Genomic DNA, 16,827 nt, shown 5'->3' on the forward strand with positions numbered 1-16,827 from the left:
CCTTACGCAGGCTTGCGGCTATATCAGAACAGATCAACATCGCCTTCATCCATATTTTCCTGTGAAATCGGATTATTTTCCTCCAGCTGAAGAGCGCGGTGGTAATCCAGCATGGTACCGTGAATCATCTCTACCTGATGCGTGTACTCCTCCAGCGTCAGGTTTTCATTGGCCTCAATATTTCTCAGGCCATCGGTCAAAATGGTGAGCATGCCTTCCATGCGATCAAGGTGCCGGTCGGTGTAGCCAAGGCTTTGTCTTGAAATATCCTCAAATTGAAGGGCGCGAATCGCCGTCCCCAGATGCTGCCTGATATCGCCATTAATCTGGCTGACACTTGAGCGGCGCTCGGACACGAATGAGTTGATGTCAAAAAAGTGCTGTACGATCTTTTCCACCTTGGCCTTGGAGGCAAAGACCTCATCCATATCCTTGGAGGCAATTTCATCGATCAGGCGGTGGGTGTTTTTAAACATGGCCATGGTTTCATTGCCATATTTTGCCTGTAGCAGCTGCAGATCGCGCAGTTCTTCGCCCACGCGTCGCACCGTATCTGCCGGGACGGAATCGCCTTCGATGCTGCCCAGCAGCTGTTGAATCAGGTCGCTCTGTTTGCGCTCCATGTTGATCAGTTTATCCAGACGGTTACGAACCGTATCCATGGTAGTCAGCGCACGCAGATTGTTTTTACTGCTGAGCAACAGGGTTTCCACCAGGTCGGTCAGAATGAGGCTGGCGCTTTCAGCCTGCTGAAAAATATTTTGCTCATCATCGGCACCCACCACCTGCATCATCAGTGCCGTCATGGTTTTCATCTGTTCGTTGGTTGATTCGTGGATAGAGCCAAATGCGTCATGCAGAGAGGTAATCGCATCCTCCAGCAGTGACTTGATCTGATCAGTCTGTCCGCGGATAGAGGCAACCTCACTGCGTACGCTTTCCTCTACATCGTAAAAAACGGCTGACATCGATTTGGACAGCTTCAGTTCAGTTTCATTAGCCATGGCTATTTCCTTTTAATCCAGATTTGACATTAATGCGCCGGCAATCTTGTCCAGGGGCAACAGCTCGGAAACGGCGCCGAGTTTATAGGCCGAACCGGGCATGCCCCACACCACACTGGTCGCTTCATCCTGAGCAATGGTAAATGCACCGGCATCACGCATTTCTTTCATACCTTCTGCGCCATCAGCACCCATGCCGGTCAGAATGACGCCCAGCGCATTGGGCCCGACATTCTGGGCTACTGAGCGGAACATGACATCGACAGAAGGGCGGTGGCGATTGACCGGCGGACCATCGTTGATATGGCAGATATAACGGGCACCATCCCGTTTCACCAGCAGGTGATGATCGCCCGGTGCCATGTAGACGTGGCCTGGAATGATCTGCTCGCCGTGTTCGGCCAGCTTCACTTTCATCTGACAGCAGCCATCGAGGCGCTGGGTGTAGGAGGCGCTGAATGCTGCAGGGAGGTGCTGACTGATAACAATGGCGGGAAACCCGGAGGGCAGACTTTTCAGCACCTGAGCAGTTGCTTCGGTACCACCGGTTGAAGCTCCGAGTGCGATAATACGCTCGGTTGTTCTGAAATGACTGCGGCCCACCTTTTTGGCCAGGATAGCATCGGCCGTGTTGCTGGGGGCCACCGTAGCGGTTGCCGCCGACCTTGCAGGGGTATGGGCTTTGGCCCTGACCCGTGCGCCGGCCGCCATACGCACCTTGGCAATGATCTCGTCGGAGTACTCCTCAAGACCACGGCCAAGGGCAGATGGTTTACTGACAAAGTCGACAGCTCCGAGTTCGAGTGCTTCGAGCGTGACGCTTGCCCCCTTGCTGGTCAGTGAGGAGACCATGACAACAGGCATCGGACGCAGTCGCATCAGGTTGCCAAGAAAGGTCAAGCCGTCCATGCGTGGCATTTCAACGTCAAGTGTCAGCACATCAGGGTTGAGCTGTTTGATCTTCTCGCGAGCAATCAATGGATCCTGAGCTGTCCCCACGACTGTGATGCCGGCGGCAGAATTCAGAATAGTGGTCAGCATCTGGCGTACCAGTGCCGAATCATCAATTATAAGTACTTTTATCAAAACAGATCCACCTCCCCGCCCACCGGAGCATCTTCGATGGCACGGAAATATCTTTTCTCACGTTCAAACAATGTATCATTATGCAGGCTGGCCAGTTTTTTAAGCAGTACACGTCCTGTTTTCGGAAAGTAATAGATTTTACGCGGATAGTTTCCATTAAGATCCTGAGCCACAATAGGGAGCCCCTCTTCGCGCAGATAATCAAGCACAAAGCGGACATTGCAGTCGCCGATATCAGACATGCCCTGTACGATACGGCCACCGCCAAATACCTTGACCTCCAGGTTTTTTCGCATGCCCCCGTTGGCCAGAATACAGTTAATCAGGTGTTCCATGGCGTAGTTGCCATAGCGGGTGATATTATCGACCACACTGCTTTTCCATTTGGAACGTTCACCTTCATGAATCGGCAACATAAAATGGTTCATGCCACCGACGCCAAAAACCCGATCACGGATACAGGCCGAAACACACGAGCCGAGCACTGTGACGACTGCTTCTGATTTGCTGGTCACATAATACTCGCCTGGTAACAGCTTGGCCGTGTTGATCTGGTGTATGCTGTCGTAATAGGTATTGATGTGATCAAAACCGGGCAGTCTGGAGGATACCGGAATCACCATATCAGCATTTCTTCTTGTAAACAGATTTTCCACACAATAAATAACGTTGGCTCATATTATTCATCGCTTCGGAGTGACCGAGAAAAAGATGGCCATCAGGCGCAAGAAGATCTGCATAGCGATTCATCAGTTTCTGTTTGGTCGGCAGGTCAAAGTAGATAATGACATTGCGACAAAAAATGATATCGATCGGTCCCTTCATCGGCCATTCCCGCAGCAGGTTGAGCTGACGAAAGTAGATCATCTGTTGCAGCTCAGGCCGCACCCGTACCTTGCCCGGCTGTTGCGGGTTTTTCATAAACCAGCGATGAACCCGTCCCGGTTCCATCTCGTCCAGGCGAGCAATGTCATAAACACCGCGCGCGCCATGGGCAAGGACTTCGGTATCGAGGTCTGTTGCCAGAATTTTGACATCCCAGCCGGCCGGTACTGTTTCAGCCACACACATGGCAATCGAGTAGGGCTCCTCACCCGAGGAGCTGCCTGCTGACCAGATGCGAATACGGCGCCTTGCACTGTTGCGCTGCATAAGTTCCGGCAACAATGTTTTTTTCAGAAATTCGAAATGATGGTTTTCACGGAAAAACGATGTCAGGTTGGTGGTTACTGCATTGATGAATGCATTAAACTCTTCGCTCTCCTCGTTTTGTTCGAGCAGTTCGATATAGGCTTTGAAAGAGGGGAGGCCGAGTTTGCGGATGCGGCGCGACAAGCGTCCGTAGAGCATATCCTCCTTGCCCTCTGCCAGCTGAATGCCGGTATGGCGATCCACCATCTGACAGAGATGCACAAAGTCATTTCTTGTCAGGGTGAATTCACGATGAACGACATCATCCATTATTGAGCCTCAATCCCCATATGATCGTTGAGTCCCAGGGCATTCAATGCCTCAAGCAGTGCATCGGAGACGGAGGTCCACTTCAGCGGCAGGCCGCGTTGCCTGACCTCACGTACAAAGGCGTAGAGAAGTTGTGCACCGGCTGCATCGACACGGCTGAGCTGCTCCGTGCTGATGGTTATATCGACATTGGCCTGAAGTATACGGGTCATGCGCTGGTGCAGTGCCTCGACCTCGGCAATGCCCAGGCTTCCTTCCAGCACGATATTGCCTGAAAGCGGCTGATCCTGATCAGGGGTTGCCTCGTCACCGGCGGGGGCGCTGATGATCCATGCAATCGGATCATTACTGTCCGCTTGTGCTGTAGGGTTCTTCACTGCCTCATCTGTCATATTAACCTCTCTTCTATGTTGCTGCCTGGCGCTGTTTAAGGAAGCGCTGATCTGTTCAGCACTTCCATCCGGGTGATCGATGACCCGCCAAATCGGGCGCGTGAGTGACTGATCTGTGTAAGCATAAGCAAAGGAAAAGCCAGCTTTTGCCTTTGCGGGCTGATTTATTGCCGGGGTGGCAATAAATCAGCCGCCCATTAGTCCCTCAACGTAAAGATAGAGACCTGTTGACGAAGATTTGTTGCCTGTTCATTCAGTCGCTGACTGGCCGCAGCAGACTCTTCAACCATGGCAGTGTTTTGCTGTGTGCCGGAGTCAAGCTGGGCAATGGCCTTGTTAATCTGGTCAATACCCGAGGTCTGCTCAACGCTTGCAGCAGCAATCTCGGCGATGATGTCGCCCACCTTGCTGACGGCGATCACTATCTCGGTGAGAGCCGTGCCCGACTCATCCACAAGTTTACTGCCACCTTCAACACTCTTGACGCTCTGGTTAATCAGTACCTTGATCTCCTTGGCTGCCTCAGCTGATCGTTGCGCCAGTGAGCGCACCTCTCCGGCTACAACCGCAAAACCACGTCCCTGTTCACCGGCACGGGCGGCCTCGACGGCTGCATTAAGCGCCAGCAGGTTGGTCTGGAAGGCAATCTCATCGATGACACCGATAATGTCGGAGATCTTGCGACTGCTGGCATTGATATCCGCCATGGCTTCAACGGCACGTTGGGCAACCTGGCCGCCTTTTTCAGCCCGGACTCGGGCATCGGAAGCAAGCTGATTGGCCTGGCGTGAATTATCGGCCGTTTGCTGAACGGTACCGGTGATTTCCTCAATGCTGGCGGCAGTTTCCTCAAGGGCTGCAGCCTGTTCCTGCGTGCGGGTATTCAGGGTGTTATTGGCCTCGGCAATTTCACCAGAACCAAGACCGACTTCCTCCGCTGAAGCACGTACTTCGCCAATGACCTCGGCAAGTCTTTCAGCGGTGTCATTGGCCGCCTGCTTGATGTCATTGAACGCACCCTCATATTCATGGGTGATGCGGTGGGTCAGATTACCCTCGCTCAGAGCCTGGACAGCCTGGCCCACGTCATTAAAGCTTTGCTGCAACATGCTGCTCAGCTCATTGACCATTTCTGAAAGCTGGCGGAAGAATCCTGATTTATCCGCCACGGTTGCACGCTGGGAGAGATCACCGCGCTGAACTGCCGAGAAGATGGTAGCAATCTCCTGTTCCACTTTCACTTCGGTCGTACGGTTGGTCCATTCAACAATGGTGGCAAGGCGGTTGCCGTTCTCATCGGTGACCGGTGTGGCACCCACGGTGACGATAAAGTTGTCACTGAATGTCAGGTCTTCGGATACATAGCGACCCTGCAGATGATCAAGCAGGCGACGCTGGTGGGCAGGGTCACGATGATAGATATCAATATTGGAACCGATGACTTTGGATGCATCAAAGTTTTTGACCCGGTTGCGGATATCCTGCTGGTGCGTCTGGAACATCTCGTTCGCCGCTTCATTGGAGTAGAAAACATTATAAGAGGCATCTGCGATTTGCACAGGGGAGGCCACCTGATCCAGCGCATTTTTAATACGCAGAGCATCCGTTGCCTGTTCACTGATTCGGCGCATCTGGTAACCCTGCCGGATCTGCATCGACTTCAGCCCCTCCTGCAAAATACCTATTTCATCCGTGGAGTCGAGAACCACCCAGTCAAAGTAGTTACCTTCTGCAATGGCGTTGAGTTTACCGTTGGTGTAGCGCAGGCGACGGCTGAAGTTACGGATCAGCAACAGCGAGAAAATCGTGGCCAGTACGAGTGAAACAGCAACAGCGGTAATTGAGCTGCGCCGAATCGCTTCATAGGCGGCACTGCCCTCATTGGACTCTTCCACACTCACTTCTCTCTGGATACGGTGAAAGTTTTCGCCAAGTTTATACATGTTCTGATAGGCATCATTATTCAGTGCGATCACAATTTCATTGAACGTGGACGCATCATCCTGCTGCATGGCCTCATCAACCGGTTTGAATGTATTGTTAATATAGCTATGCACGGACTGGATGAAACTGGTGGCAGCCGCAGTCTCGCTATCACTGAGGTCAGCTGCTTCGATCAGGCTGATATATTTTTCAATACTTGCCAGCTGTTCGGCCATATAGCGGTGGCTATGCTGGAATGCTTCCGGTTCGAGAATGGTTTGTGTCTTTTTAAGGTCGATCATGATCGACAGGGTTGCATTCTGAATGCCGGATGCGGCCAGTGATACGGCCCGGTCATTGGCCGACATGGCAAGACTATCCTGTGATTCGTTCAGTCCCTGCAGAGTGATCAGCCAGGAGCCGGTCAGCAGGACTGCCATCAGGATAAGCGTGCCAGCCATTTTGTGGGCAATTTTCATATGGCTGAAAATGTTAATTTTTTGTAACAGCGATTTTTTACCGAGGGTGGTTTTGCCCGAGTTGATATCGGCGTAGAGGCGGCTGGCTGCATCAATATCAGCCTGTGTGGGCTTGGTGCGTACCGATACGTAGCCGGTAATCTGACCATTTTCGATCAGTGGAGCGACGTTAGCCTGAACCCAATAATAATCGCCGTTCTTGCAGCGGTTTTTTACAATGCCTGTCCACGGTTGACCTGCACGGATGGTGTCCCAAAGCCACTGGAATGCGGAGGCAGGCATGTCAGGGTGACGGATAAGGTTATGATTTTTACCGATTAGCTCATCTCTGGAGAAACCGCTGATGTCGATGAAGTCCTGATCGACCTCAGTGATAATCCCTTTGAGATTTGTCGATGAGATGATGACCTGATCATCGCGCATTACGACTTCATGATTGGTAACCGGTAGATTTTTCCTCATCACTGTACTCCTGTCAGATCCGCACCTGCGGCGATTGAATTTTTTGGCATGATCACGGTACGGTCAGCGTGTGATGGCTTTTGTCCGTACCGTGACCGGCTGGTTACATTTAAAACTCTTCCCAGATATCATCATCCTCAACCGGTTTTCTTATCGCTGGACGAGGCGATACGGGTTTTGTTGCCTGAGCGCTTTGTTTTGGCGCTGGTTTCTTTGCCGGAGTTCCCTGAGGTTTTGCTGCCGGGGCAGGGGAGGCCGCCTTGCGAGGTGCAGGGCGGGGAGCTGCTGCAGAGGTTCTGGCGGCAGATCCCAGATCGAACATGGCAACCTGCTGGCGCAGGTTCATCGCCTGTTCATTCAGTCGCTGGCTGGCGGAGGCTGATTCCTCAACCATGGCGGTGTTCTGCTGTGTACCCGAATCAAGTTGCGAGATCGCTTTGTTGATCTGGTCGATGCCACTGGTCTGTTCGACACTGGCTGCGGCGATTTCAGCAATAATGTCACCGACCTTGCCGACTGCAGCCACAATCTCGGTCAGTGCCGCTCCCGACTCATCCACGAGCTTGCTACCACTTTCAACACTTTCGACGCTCTGGTTGATCAGCACCTTGATCTCCTTGGCGGCCTCGGCCGACCGTTGCGCCAGTGAGCGGACTTCTCCGGCTACCACCGCAAAGCCGCGTCCCTGCTCACCGGCACGGGCTGCCTCGACGGCGGCGTTCAGTGCCAGCAGATTGGTCTGGAAGGCAATTTCATCAATCACACCGATAATGTCGGAGATTCGGCGGCTACTGGCGTTGATTTCAGCCATCGCCTGAACGGCGCGTTCTGCCACCTTGCCTCCTTTTTCAGCCTGTCCGCGTGCATCCGCAGCCAGCTGATTGGCCTGACGGGAGTTGTCGGCAGTCTGCTGAACGGTACCGGTAATTTCCTCGATACTGGCGGCCGTCTCTTCAAGGGCTGCTGCCTGCTCCTGGGTACGGGTGTTGAGGGTATTATTCGCCTCGGCAATTTCACCGGAACCAAGACCAACCTCTTCAGCCGAGGCGCGTACCTCCCCGATGACCTGGGCAAGCTTCGCGGCAGTGTTGTTGGCGGCCTGTTTGATGTCATTGAATGCGCCTTCGTATTCGTTGCTGATACGATAGGTGAGATTCCCCTGGTTGAGTGCATCCACAGCCTTGCCTACATCGGTAAAGCTCTGCTGCAGTGTGTCGCTCAGCTCATTGACCATTTCAGCGAGTTGACGGAAAAATCCAGCCTTGTCCTTGATGCTGGCACGTTGTGAGAAATCTCCGCGCTGAACAGCCGAGAAGATGGCGGCAATTTCGTGCTCGACCTTCACCTCGGTGGTGCGCTCGCTCCATTCGACGATGGTGGCAATCCGCTTGCCGGACTCATCACGTACCGGTGTGGCACCGACCCTGACGACAAAGTTGTCGCAGAAGGCAACATCCTCGGAGGTGTGACGTCCCTGCAGATTATCGAGCAGCCGGCGCTGGTGAGCAGGATCCTGGTGGAATGTGTCAATATTTGTGCCCTGAATTCTGTTGGCATCAAAGCCTTTGACACGCGTACGAATATCATTCTGATGCTCATGGAACATCTGATTGGCAGCCTGGTTGGTGTAGAAGATGTTATAGTCGGCATCGGCGATCTGTACCGGTGAGGCAACCTGATCCAGTGCGTATTTGATGCGCAGGGCTGCTTCCTTGTCACTGTTGATCTTGGTGAACAGCTCCGACTGCATGCGCTCCATTGATTTGCACAGGTCACCGATCTCATCAAAGCTGTCGACACTGATGCTATGGGTCATATCGCCGGAGGCGATACGGTGGGCTGCGGCGGTGGCGAGTTTCAGTGGCTGGGTGACAATGCGTTTGAGCAGCTGGTGAATCAACAGCAGTCCGATCATGAACAGGACGGCGTTGATGAGGATGCTCTTCCAGAATGCCACCTCAATCTGATGGTAGGTTGGTTCAAGCGATACGCTCAGACGAATACCGCCGATCGTGGTGCCTGAGGCCACATCGTGGCAGGCAAGGCAGTTCACGCCGCGCGTCATTTCGGTTGCCTGGAACGGGGTGGCGATGGTCAGCGTTCTCTCACCATTCACTTCGGAAATTTCGATCACCTGCTTGCCTGACAGTGCCTGTTTATCAATCGCATCCGCGATAGCTTCATCGGTATTGCCTTCGCCATACTGGGTTGAGACAGGGGCTCCGCGTAAAAACTTGACGTCCTTGACACTTTCACCGGAAAGAAGTTTTTTACGCAGGGTTTCCCTCTGGTCCATGGAGCCTGCAATCATCAGCATGTTCAGGCTGTCGAAGGCCGCCTCGCTCTGGGCTGCGATATGCTGTTTCAGCAGGTTGAGAGCCCGTTCTTTCTCTTCAATGCTGGATAAATAGACAGACATGCTGACAACCACGACAAAGGTACAGAATATAGCCAGCATAATTTTCGCTGATAATGAGCGGTTAAGTGTCTGTAAAATGTTCATCACGTACTCTCCATGGAGATAATTTATATTGAGGTGATCGGGACGGCAGCTGGCTACACCGCTATCACCTCTGTTCAGGCCGCTTCTGTGGCTGGTGCTGTAGCCGGCATCGGGGATTTTGATTTGGATAGAATCCCTTCATGCACCAGACGGTTGATATCCAGTAAAATGACCATTTTTTTGTCCATTGTTGCCAGGCCGGTGATAAAATCGATCGAGATGGCGCCATCCATATCAGGTGGTGGTTGCAAATCACTGTTGGCAATATCGTAAACCTCGGATACGGCATCCACGACAATACCAAGAACACGCTCCTTGCCGCTGGCTATGACCTTGACAATGATAACCACGGTGGTGGGGCCGTACTCCATACGCTCCAGGCCGAAGCGGTCACGCAGATCGACAATCGGTATGACGACTCCGCGCAGATTGATCACTCCCAGTACATAGGAAGGGGCATTGGGAATCGGTGTGGTTTCCTGCCAGCCGCGCAGCTCCTGTACGGTTAGAATATCAACGCCATACTCCTCATCGGCCAGCATGAAGGTCAGGTACTGGTGCCTGGAGGCATCCATATTTACTGCTACCATGTTATTCTCCTTGGAAAATTGCGATGTACAGGGTGAAAGAGGGATGTCAGTTTGACATGCAGTGCAGGGAGGGAGACGTCACGCATTTCAGGCCACCCTGTTGCGCTTGCCTGTAGCACGCCTGGTGTTCATTGCCTGTTCACGTACCCGGGTCGACATTTCGATGATGCCGGAAATATCAAGGATCAGTGATACGGTGCCATCACCAAGAATGGTGGCCCCGGACAGCCCCGGTACCCGCTCATAATTGGTTTCCAGGCTCTTGATGACGACCTGTTGTTGTCCCAGCAGGTCATCCACCATGAGGCCGATGCGTTTGTCCGCCCACTCGACAATGACCAGCAGGGCACAGTGCTTTTCTTCGCCCCGTGGCTTTTCCTCCCCCGTGGCAAACAGCTCGGAAAGGCTGACCATCGGGATATAGGCATCGCGCAGCTGATAAACCTCGGCATCACCGGCGAGTGAACTGATGGCGTTCGGGTCGATTTGCAGGCTTTCAATGATGGAATTGAGGGGCAGGACATAGGTCTGTCCATCCACCTTGAGCAGCTGACCATCAAGAACGGCGAGCGTCAGCGGCAGCCTGATGGTGAATACGGTTCCTTCTCCGAGCACCGAGCGCACATCGACATTGCCGCCCAGGCTTTCGATATTGCGTCGTACCACATCAAGGCCCACACCCCGGCCGGATATGTCGCTGAGCGTTTCAGCGGTGGAGAAGCCGGCCGCAAACAGCAGCATATAAATCTGCTCATCCGTGAGTACATCCGTCTCCTTGATCAGGCCGCGTTCAACGCCTTTGGCAAACAGTTTATTGCGGTCAAGACCGTTGCCGTCATCAGAGACCTCGACCACGATACTGCCGCCCTGATGATAGGCCTTCAGGCATACCACGCCTTCTTCATCCTTACCTTTGGCAATGCGCTTGTCAGGGGTCTCAAGGCCGTGGTCAAGCGAGTTGCGCACCAGATGAACGAGAGGGTCATTGATCTTCTCCATGACCGTCTTGTCCATTTCGGTATCTTCGCCGACAAGCTCGAGGCGGATTTTCTTGCCGAGTTTCTGGCTGAGGTCATGCACCATGCGAGGGAAACGGTTGAATGCAAACGAGATCGGCTGCATGCGAACCTTCATCACCGCGTCCTGAATCTCGCGTGAGTTGCGCTCAAGCTCCTCGAGTCCCTCTTTCAGGCGGGAGAGTTTGCTCATATCAAAATCTTCGCCCAATTGTCCGAGCATCGATTGGGTGATCACCAGCTCACCCACCATATCGATCAGTGCGTCAATGCGATTGGTATCCACGCGGATCGTGGTCGGTTGTGCGGCAGGGGCCTTGTCATCCGGACGACGGGGACCTGTACGACGGTCACTTTGACGCCGGTCTTCCAGTTGCCCCGGTTGCCTGCGATCACCGGCCCGGCGGTCTGAGGCCTTGCGTTCCGGGTAGATACCCTTGACCACAAGGTCACACTCATCCTCGACCCACTCAAAAATTTCCCTGATCTGGGCCTCTTCTGTCTGGGCGGCATCGGTGCCCTCATCATTGACGCCGAGAAGGTCTATTTTCCAGCGCAGGTAGCACCGCTCCGGATTCATTTCGGTGAAAGGGGGGAGGGCTCCGTCCTCCATGACCATGGTCATTTTGCCCAGGTAGGCCAGCTCGCTCAGCAATAGTGCCGGGTCATTGCCGGTGATTAACAGATTATCGTGTGGCGTGAATTCAATATGCCAGCCAAGAAGACGATTTTCTTCCGCGGCCTCACTTTTGTTTGCCGACTCTTTTTCCGGTGCTGCTGCCGTGTTACCGGAGCCACCGAAAATTGCCTCAAGCTTTTGCTGCAACAGCTGGGCCTGATCGGTGTCGGGATCCTCACGGTTCTGGTAGGCTGTCATCAGCGTGCGGATTTCATCCACTGATTCGAGCAGAATATTAATGACGGTCTGATCGGCCTGGCGTTTGCCTTCCCGCATTTCATCCAGCAGTCCCTCCATGACATGGGTGAAAGATGCGACGGCAGTGAAGCCGAACGTGGCACTTCCGCCTTTGATGGAGTGGGCTGCTCTGAAAATATCGTTCACAATGTCGAGGTTGGTTTCGCCATCGGTCATGCCCAACAGACCGGTCTCCATGGTTTCGAGCCCTTCGAAACTTTCCTCGAAGAAAATTTGCTTGAACTGATCGAGATCGACGGCCATGGGAATTAACGCAGAACTTTTTTGATGGTCATCAGTAACTTGTCAGGATCGAATGGCTTGACCAGCCAACCTGTTGCACCGGCTGCTTTTCCTTCCATCTTTTTGTCGGTGCCGGCTTCAGTGGTAAGCAGCAGAATAGGCGTGAATTTGAGAGAGGGCAGTTTTCTAAGCTCACCTGTCAAAGTAATGCCATCCATGTTCGGCATATTGACGTCGGTAATGACCAGTCCGAAACCGCTCTGCTCCCTGGCAATTTTTAGCGCAATATCACCATCCTCAGCCTGCACGACGGTATGGCCGGCACCCTCCAGGGTAAACGCAACCATTTTCCGCATGCTCGCCATATCATCCACAATCAAGATTTTCGCCATTGCATCCTCCGGTATTTATTCAATTCGATTTTGCATCTGTTCAGCAATTTGCGGGCCAATGTATGAACCGCAGCCATGATCGGGCAGAACGCTGCCATCCGGCCTCTTCCCCGAGTCGGGAACAGAATGGGGGTGATGCCGGAAAAGTATTGTTTTCCAGGTATATAGCCGTGATGTTGCCAGCTGTTTTATGAGTACAATGCCGTATTGATTCTCCTGTCTGCAGCAGGTTGCCCGGGACTGTGGAGCTGTTAAAACAGTTCAACATCGGAATCGCCGCCAATCGTAATCAGCTCGACAATGTTCTCTCTGTTGGTCAGCCATGCCCTGCGACTGTAAGGGGTACCATTGGGGTTGATGACGATCTGGTTCTGGCGCTTGCATGAGAAGTATTTCTGGCGTGGAAAGACCGTGTTGATTGCATCACCGATTTGATCATCCTGCTTGTAGACGGTATTCAGGGTATAGCCGATCCAGATGTACCCCGCCTCTTTAAGGGAGTTGAACAGATCCATCTCATCTTCCGGCAGTGGTGTGCTGACCGAGAAAATCTTTAGCCCCATGTCGGCATTTTCGCCTGAATCGGACATCAGCTTGTCCAGCGTATGGCGGAATACCCGCTTCATCTGGTAGTCGCTTTCTTCTTCCACGGCATACATGTGAAAGCTTGTGTGGGCCACATAGATGCCGTAAAACTCGTTCGGAACGGTCACGTGCACATCCGCCGGTAATTCAAATTCGAAGAGTTCGGTTTGCAGCATGCTGGCCTGCTCACGATTTTCCATGACAGGGAAGATCTGGGGGGTGACCTCTTCATCCTTGGTGATGGTAATGATGTGAGAGAGCACCATACTGATCATGGCATACGCATCATCCTGCATGCTGCTGGCACGGGAAAGAATGATGTGATTGGCATCCTTCACATGTTCACGCAGGCATTCCATATCATTGAAATTCCATGGCTTGATTTTGATATTGATCAGCTCTTCCATGCCTGGCTGATCAGAGATGCGACGCTCGATATATGTGCGTTCGTTATTGACCTCTTCTTCACTCAGGTTATCGAGAATGGTCAGATCCAGTTCATGATAGAAACGCAGCAGGCGCTTGAGAAGCAGGGGCAGGCTGCCCACCCAGCCGACGACGAGTAGCTTCATTCTTGCTTCGGCCTCAACCAGCGTGAGTCCGAGCGAATCAATATCCTCAACCATCACTGCGGCTTCGGGCTCCTCCTCCATGGCGAGGGTGCGATCACTCATGCTTTCGCGAATACAGAATACGGCTTCGTCATAGAGTGCAATATCACTGATGGCGATACCGATGAGCGCATGCAGCTGCAATGACTCCACATACTGATCATCGAGCGCATAGATCGGGATGATTTCCCAATCATCGGTAATGATGCCGAGCAGGATGACACCGCGCCTGAACATATTGGCACGAATGGACTGGATATCGGCACTGTATTTTCCATCCGGGGTAGGGATCTGCCATTGATTATTTTCATTACGCCTGAGTTCTGCGTTCCAGCTGGCCAGTTGCAGGGCGGATTCATCCATCAGCTCCGGAATCATCAGTCGTTGCAGGACCTGATCGAAATCACTGTAACGGAGAATGTTGCAGAATGCAGTCGCCCGGAAATCCGCCTCCGAGAGAATAACCGTGGGTTGATCATATTTGCCATGGTTATCCCAGCCGACCTGTAACATATGACGATGGGTATTCAGGCGGGGGTGATCCATACCCGGGATGGCGATGCTGAGTTTGATGCGCTGATTTTCTTTGCGGATGGCCATCAGATTATAGAACGAGTGGGCCAGGGAGACCGCCTCACTGCGTGCTTCGGGCAGCATCATCAGGGCCTGTTTGGCCGATCCGATATTTATGCGCCGGAGGTCGGTCGAGGTATCAATCGCCCCCTGACGGTAGGTGACCCATTTTTCATTGATCAGTTCGGCCGGAGGATGGTCTTCGTGATGGAGGAGGACGACCTTCAGGCGGGCGAAACTGCGATCCGAAATAATGCGCAGCTGATGGACAATATAAGGGGAGGCAGGGGTCCAGCCCAGAATGACCATATGGTTTTTCACCTGCAGTGCTTCGTTGCGCAGGCGGCGCATCAGACCTGATACAATATTGGCACCAATGCCGATAAAGAAAGAGAAAATGAATACGCCGAGAATAACGGCAAAGATCGAGAAGACGGCAAGGCTGATACTGCCGGGGTAGATGACCGAGTTGCCCGGATCGGTTAACAGGCGGAAGGCGAACCAGATGGCTGACAACACCTCGTGTTCGATCGGTTTGTGGTAGAGCCCAAGCGTGTAGTCAAAGTCGGTGAACAGCAGGGTTGCTGCAACACCGCCGCCGATGGAAAGGATGGCCAGAAACAGGACGATCAGGTTGATCTCCTGCATAAACTGTCCTTCCCTCAAGACCTCCATCAGATTGCGGACGATGATTTTCCATGGTCTTAGCAGTCTTGCCAGTCGCAGCATACGCAGGGCGCTGCTGTAGCCGAAACCGGTAATGAACGGCAGCATGAAAATGGTGGCGATCAGATCCAGCCACCAGAATGCCCATTCGGTGATTTTATCCCGACGCGATTCGAAGTTGATGCTGCGCATGATGATCAGCCGCACCGACAGCTCGATGAAGAAGAAGATGATGATGGCGCTGAGCATCATGTCGGTGGCAAAGAACGAGATCAGGATCACCAGCGAGATAAACATGCCGTAGGTGGGGGAGAACATGGCGCTATGCAGGTCAAAGTAACGGATAAAGCGAATGGAGCGGAGCAGGTAGACGCCTCGCATCAGCCTTGCCAGTGCCAGATCTTCTGCCGGAATATGAATATTCAGAACGGTGACCAGTAAAGAAGCGACGGCAATGGTATCGATGGTCAGCAGCAGTACTTCAATTTTGCGATTGGTCGACGATCGGTAGGGGTTGAGCTTGATTTTGCGTCGTAGCAAGGCGATACGCATGACAATTTCAGCTGTAAACAGCACAAACAATGTCAGTGCAAGCATCTGGTTATGGGTAAAAGACATGCAGATCAGAGCCATCATCAGCAAGCCAAAGCGAGGGTGTCCGAGCACCCACTCCAGATGATGATACTTCAATGCACGATCATTGGTAATCACAATGTCTCCCCGCCGCTATTTTGCCAACATCTCCCGCGCCTGACGGTGGGGATGAGTTCGAATAACATGATGGCAAGCAACATGCTTGCCAACAGAAAGGGCGGGGCAGGAAGAGGTCGCGGTTTGGAGTGGGCCCTGTTAGGGCCGGAGATTGACAGAGAGGGTGATGAATACCATGAGTGACAGCGCCAATAAACCGGAATCAGCCGGTACCATCGATGCAGATGGAAATGATTTGCATCAGTCCGAGACGCCGATGCAGCGTATGCAGCGTGAGGCACTGGAGGAGCAGGCGGCGGCAGATGCTGCGCGTGGGAATGCTTCCCTGGATGAAATTCGCGCCATGCAGCAGGAGGCGCTGGCTGAACAGCTGGCAAGTGATCAGCGATCAAGGCAGGGGAAGTCGCTGCGTGAGGTGCTCAACCGCTATCTGTTTGATATGAGCTGGACGGGTGGCAAGCTGGTGAACTATTCCATACTGCTTCTGATTATCACGACGGTGCTCACATCGATGTTCAATACCCTGCCGGAGGTCAATGAGACCTGGGGGGCTGAAATTGTAGATTTTCAGATCGTGGTACTTTACGTCTTCCTGGCCGAGTATGTGTTACGTATCTACGCTGCCAGGGAACGGAAAAAGTACGCCCTTGGCTTTTATGGCATTGTCGATCTTCTCACCGTACTGCCGCTGTTCTTTGGTAACTCCGGCTCTGCCCTCATGCGTCTGTTCCGTCTGATCAGAATTATTCGGCTGGGTCACTATTTTCCTATTCTGGTGACCTTGTTTCGATCTGTCTCCGATGCCAAGGGGATGATTTTAGCTGTACTGGCGACCATTATGGCTGTTTCCGTACTGACCGGTAACCTTGCCTATCTGCTCGAGCCTGAAACATTTAAGAATGCATTTGTCGGCACCTGGTGGAGCCTGGTGACGATGAGTACGGTTGGATATGGTGATCTGGTGCCAAAATCCTCGGGCGGAATGATTCTTGGCGGTGTTCTTATTCTGCTGGGAATCTGTGTGGTGGCGATGATGACAGCGGTGATTGCCGTGCGGGTGGGGCGCATGGTCAATATGACGAATAAATGTTTCGAGTGTTCGAAACCCGTTGCGGCAGAGCACCGCTATTGTCCTCATTGCGGTCAGGATCAGTCGGATAATATTGATCTGTTTACCGATGATGACTGAGTCGTTGTCTGAATCGATTGGTTGC

Annotated in this window: 12 protein-coding genes; 1 reads left to right on the plus strand and 11 read right to left on the minus strand. The window is 52.9% G+C overall.

Annotation, left to right across the window (positions count from 1 at the left end; all coding sequences use genetic code 11):
- Positions 1–23: 23 nt before the first annotated feature.
- The 11 genes from FEF65_RS10780 to FEF65_RS10830 all read right to left on the minus strand — a co-directional run bounded on the left by FEF65_RS10780 (position 24) and on the right by FEF65_RS10830 (position 15,613).
- Entirely contained in the window at positions 24–1,004 is a 981-nt protein-coding gene (locus tag FEF65_RS10780; protein WP_138239820.1) for a hypothetical protein, read from the minus strand.
- Positions 1,005–1,016: 12 nt separating this feature from the next.
- Positions 1,017–2,090: a protein-glutamate methylesterase/protein-glutamine glutaminase gene (locus tag FEF65_RS10785; protein WP_138239821.1), complete on the minus strand. Its 1,074-nt coding sequence runs from the start codon at positions 2,088–2,090 to the stop codon at positions 1,017–1,019.
- Positions 2,087–2,713, minus strand: a complete 627-nt coding sequence (gene cheD, locus FEF65_RS10790) for a chemoreceptor glutamine deamidase CheD (RefSeq protein WP_138239822.1) — start codon at positions 2,711–2,713, stop codon at positions 2,087–2,089. Before cheD ends, FEF65_RS10785 begins: the two co-directional genes overlap by 4 nt.
- A 1-nt stretch (position 2,714) precedes the next feature.
- The gene (locus FEF65_RS10795; protein WP_138239823.1) at positions 2,715–3,551 is read right to left on the minus strand and encodes a CheR family methyltransferase; all 837 of its coding nucleotides are present in this window, start codon (positions 3,549–3,551) and stop codon (positions 2,715–2,717) included.
- Positions 3,551–3,943, minus strand: coding sequence for an STAS domain-containing protein (locus FEF65_RS10800; RefSeq protein WP_138239824.1), 393 nt, complete (start codon positions 3,941–3,943; stop codon positions 3,551–3,553). The genes FEF65_RS10795 and FEF65_RS10800 overlap by 1 nt, the downstream gene beginning before the upstream one ends.
- A 197-nt stretch (positions 3,944–4,140) precedes the next feature.
- Positions 4,141–6,807 carry a methyl-accepting chemotaxis protein gene (locus FEF65_RS10805; protein ID WP_138239825.1) on the minus strand — a complete coding sequence of 889 codons (2,667 nt, stop codon included), beginning with the start codon at positions 6,805–6,807 and terminating at the stop codon, positions 4,141–4,143.
- A gap of 109 nt (positions 6,808–6,916) precedes the next feature.
- A complete protein-coding gene (locus FEF65_RS10810; RefSeq protein ID WP_138239826.1) occupies positions 6,917–9,310 on the minus strand; it encodes a methyl-accepting chemotaxis protein in 2,394 nt (797 codons plus the stop codon).
- Between the two features lie 74 nt (positions 9,311–9,384).
- Entirely contained in the window at positions 9,385–9,900 is a 516-nt protein-coding gene (locus FEF65_RS10815; protein ID WP_138239827.1) for a chemotaxis protein CheW, read from the minus strand.
- Positions 9,901–9,987: 87 nt separating this feature from the next.
- Positions 9,988–12,096 carry a chemotaxis protein CheA gene (locus FEF65_RS10820; RefSeq protein WP_138239828.1) on the minus strand — a complete coding sequence of 703 codons (2,109 nt, stop codon included), beginning with the start codon at positions 12,094–12,096 and terminating at the stop codon, positions 9,988–9,990.
- Between the two features lie 5 nt (positions 12,097–12,101).
- Complete coding sequence (locus tag FEF65_RS10825) at positions 12,102–12,467, minus strand: response regulator (protein ID WP_138239829.1); 366 nt, start codon at positions 12,465–12,467, stop codon at positions 12,102–12,104.
- A gap of 251 nt (positions 12,468–12,718) precedes the next feature.
- On the minus strand, positions 12,719–15,613 hold the full coding sequence (locus FEF65_RS10830; protein WP_238701353.1) for a hypothetical protein: 2,895 nt from the start codon (positions 15,611–15,613) through the stop codon (positions 12,719–12,721).
- A gap of 166 nt (positions 15,614–15,779) precedes the next feature.
- Between FEF65_RS10830 and FEF65_RS10835 the strand changes: the two genes are divergently transcribed.
- The gene (locus FEF65_RS10835) at positions 15,780–16,802 is read left to right on the plus strand and encodes an ion transporter (protein ID WP_138239831.1); all 1,023 of its coding nucleotides are present in this window, start codon (positions 15,780–15,782) and stop codon (positions 16,800–16,802) included.
- The last annotated feature ends 25 nt before the right edge of the window (positions 16,803–16,827 follow it).

This window comes from Mariprofundus erugo, from assembly GCF_005818865.1.
Classification (GTDB): Bacteria; Pseudomonadota; Zetaproteobacteria; order Mariprofundales; family Mariprofundaceae; genus Mariprofundus; species Mariprofundus erugo.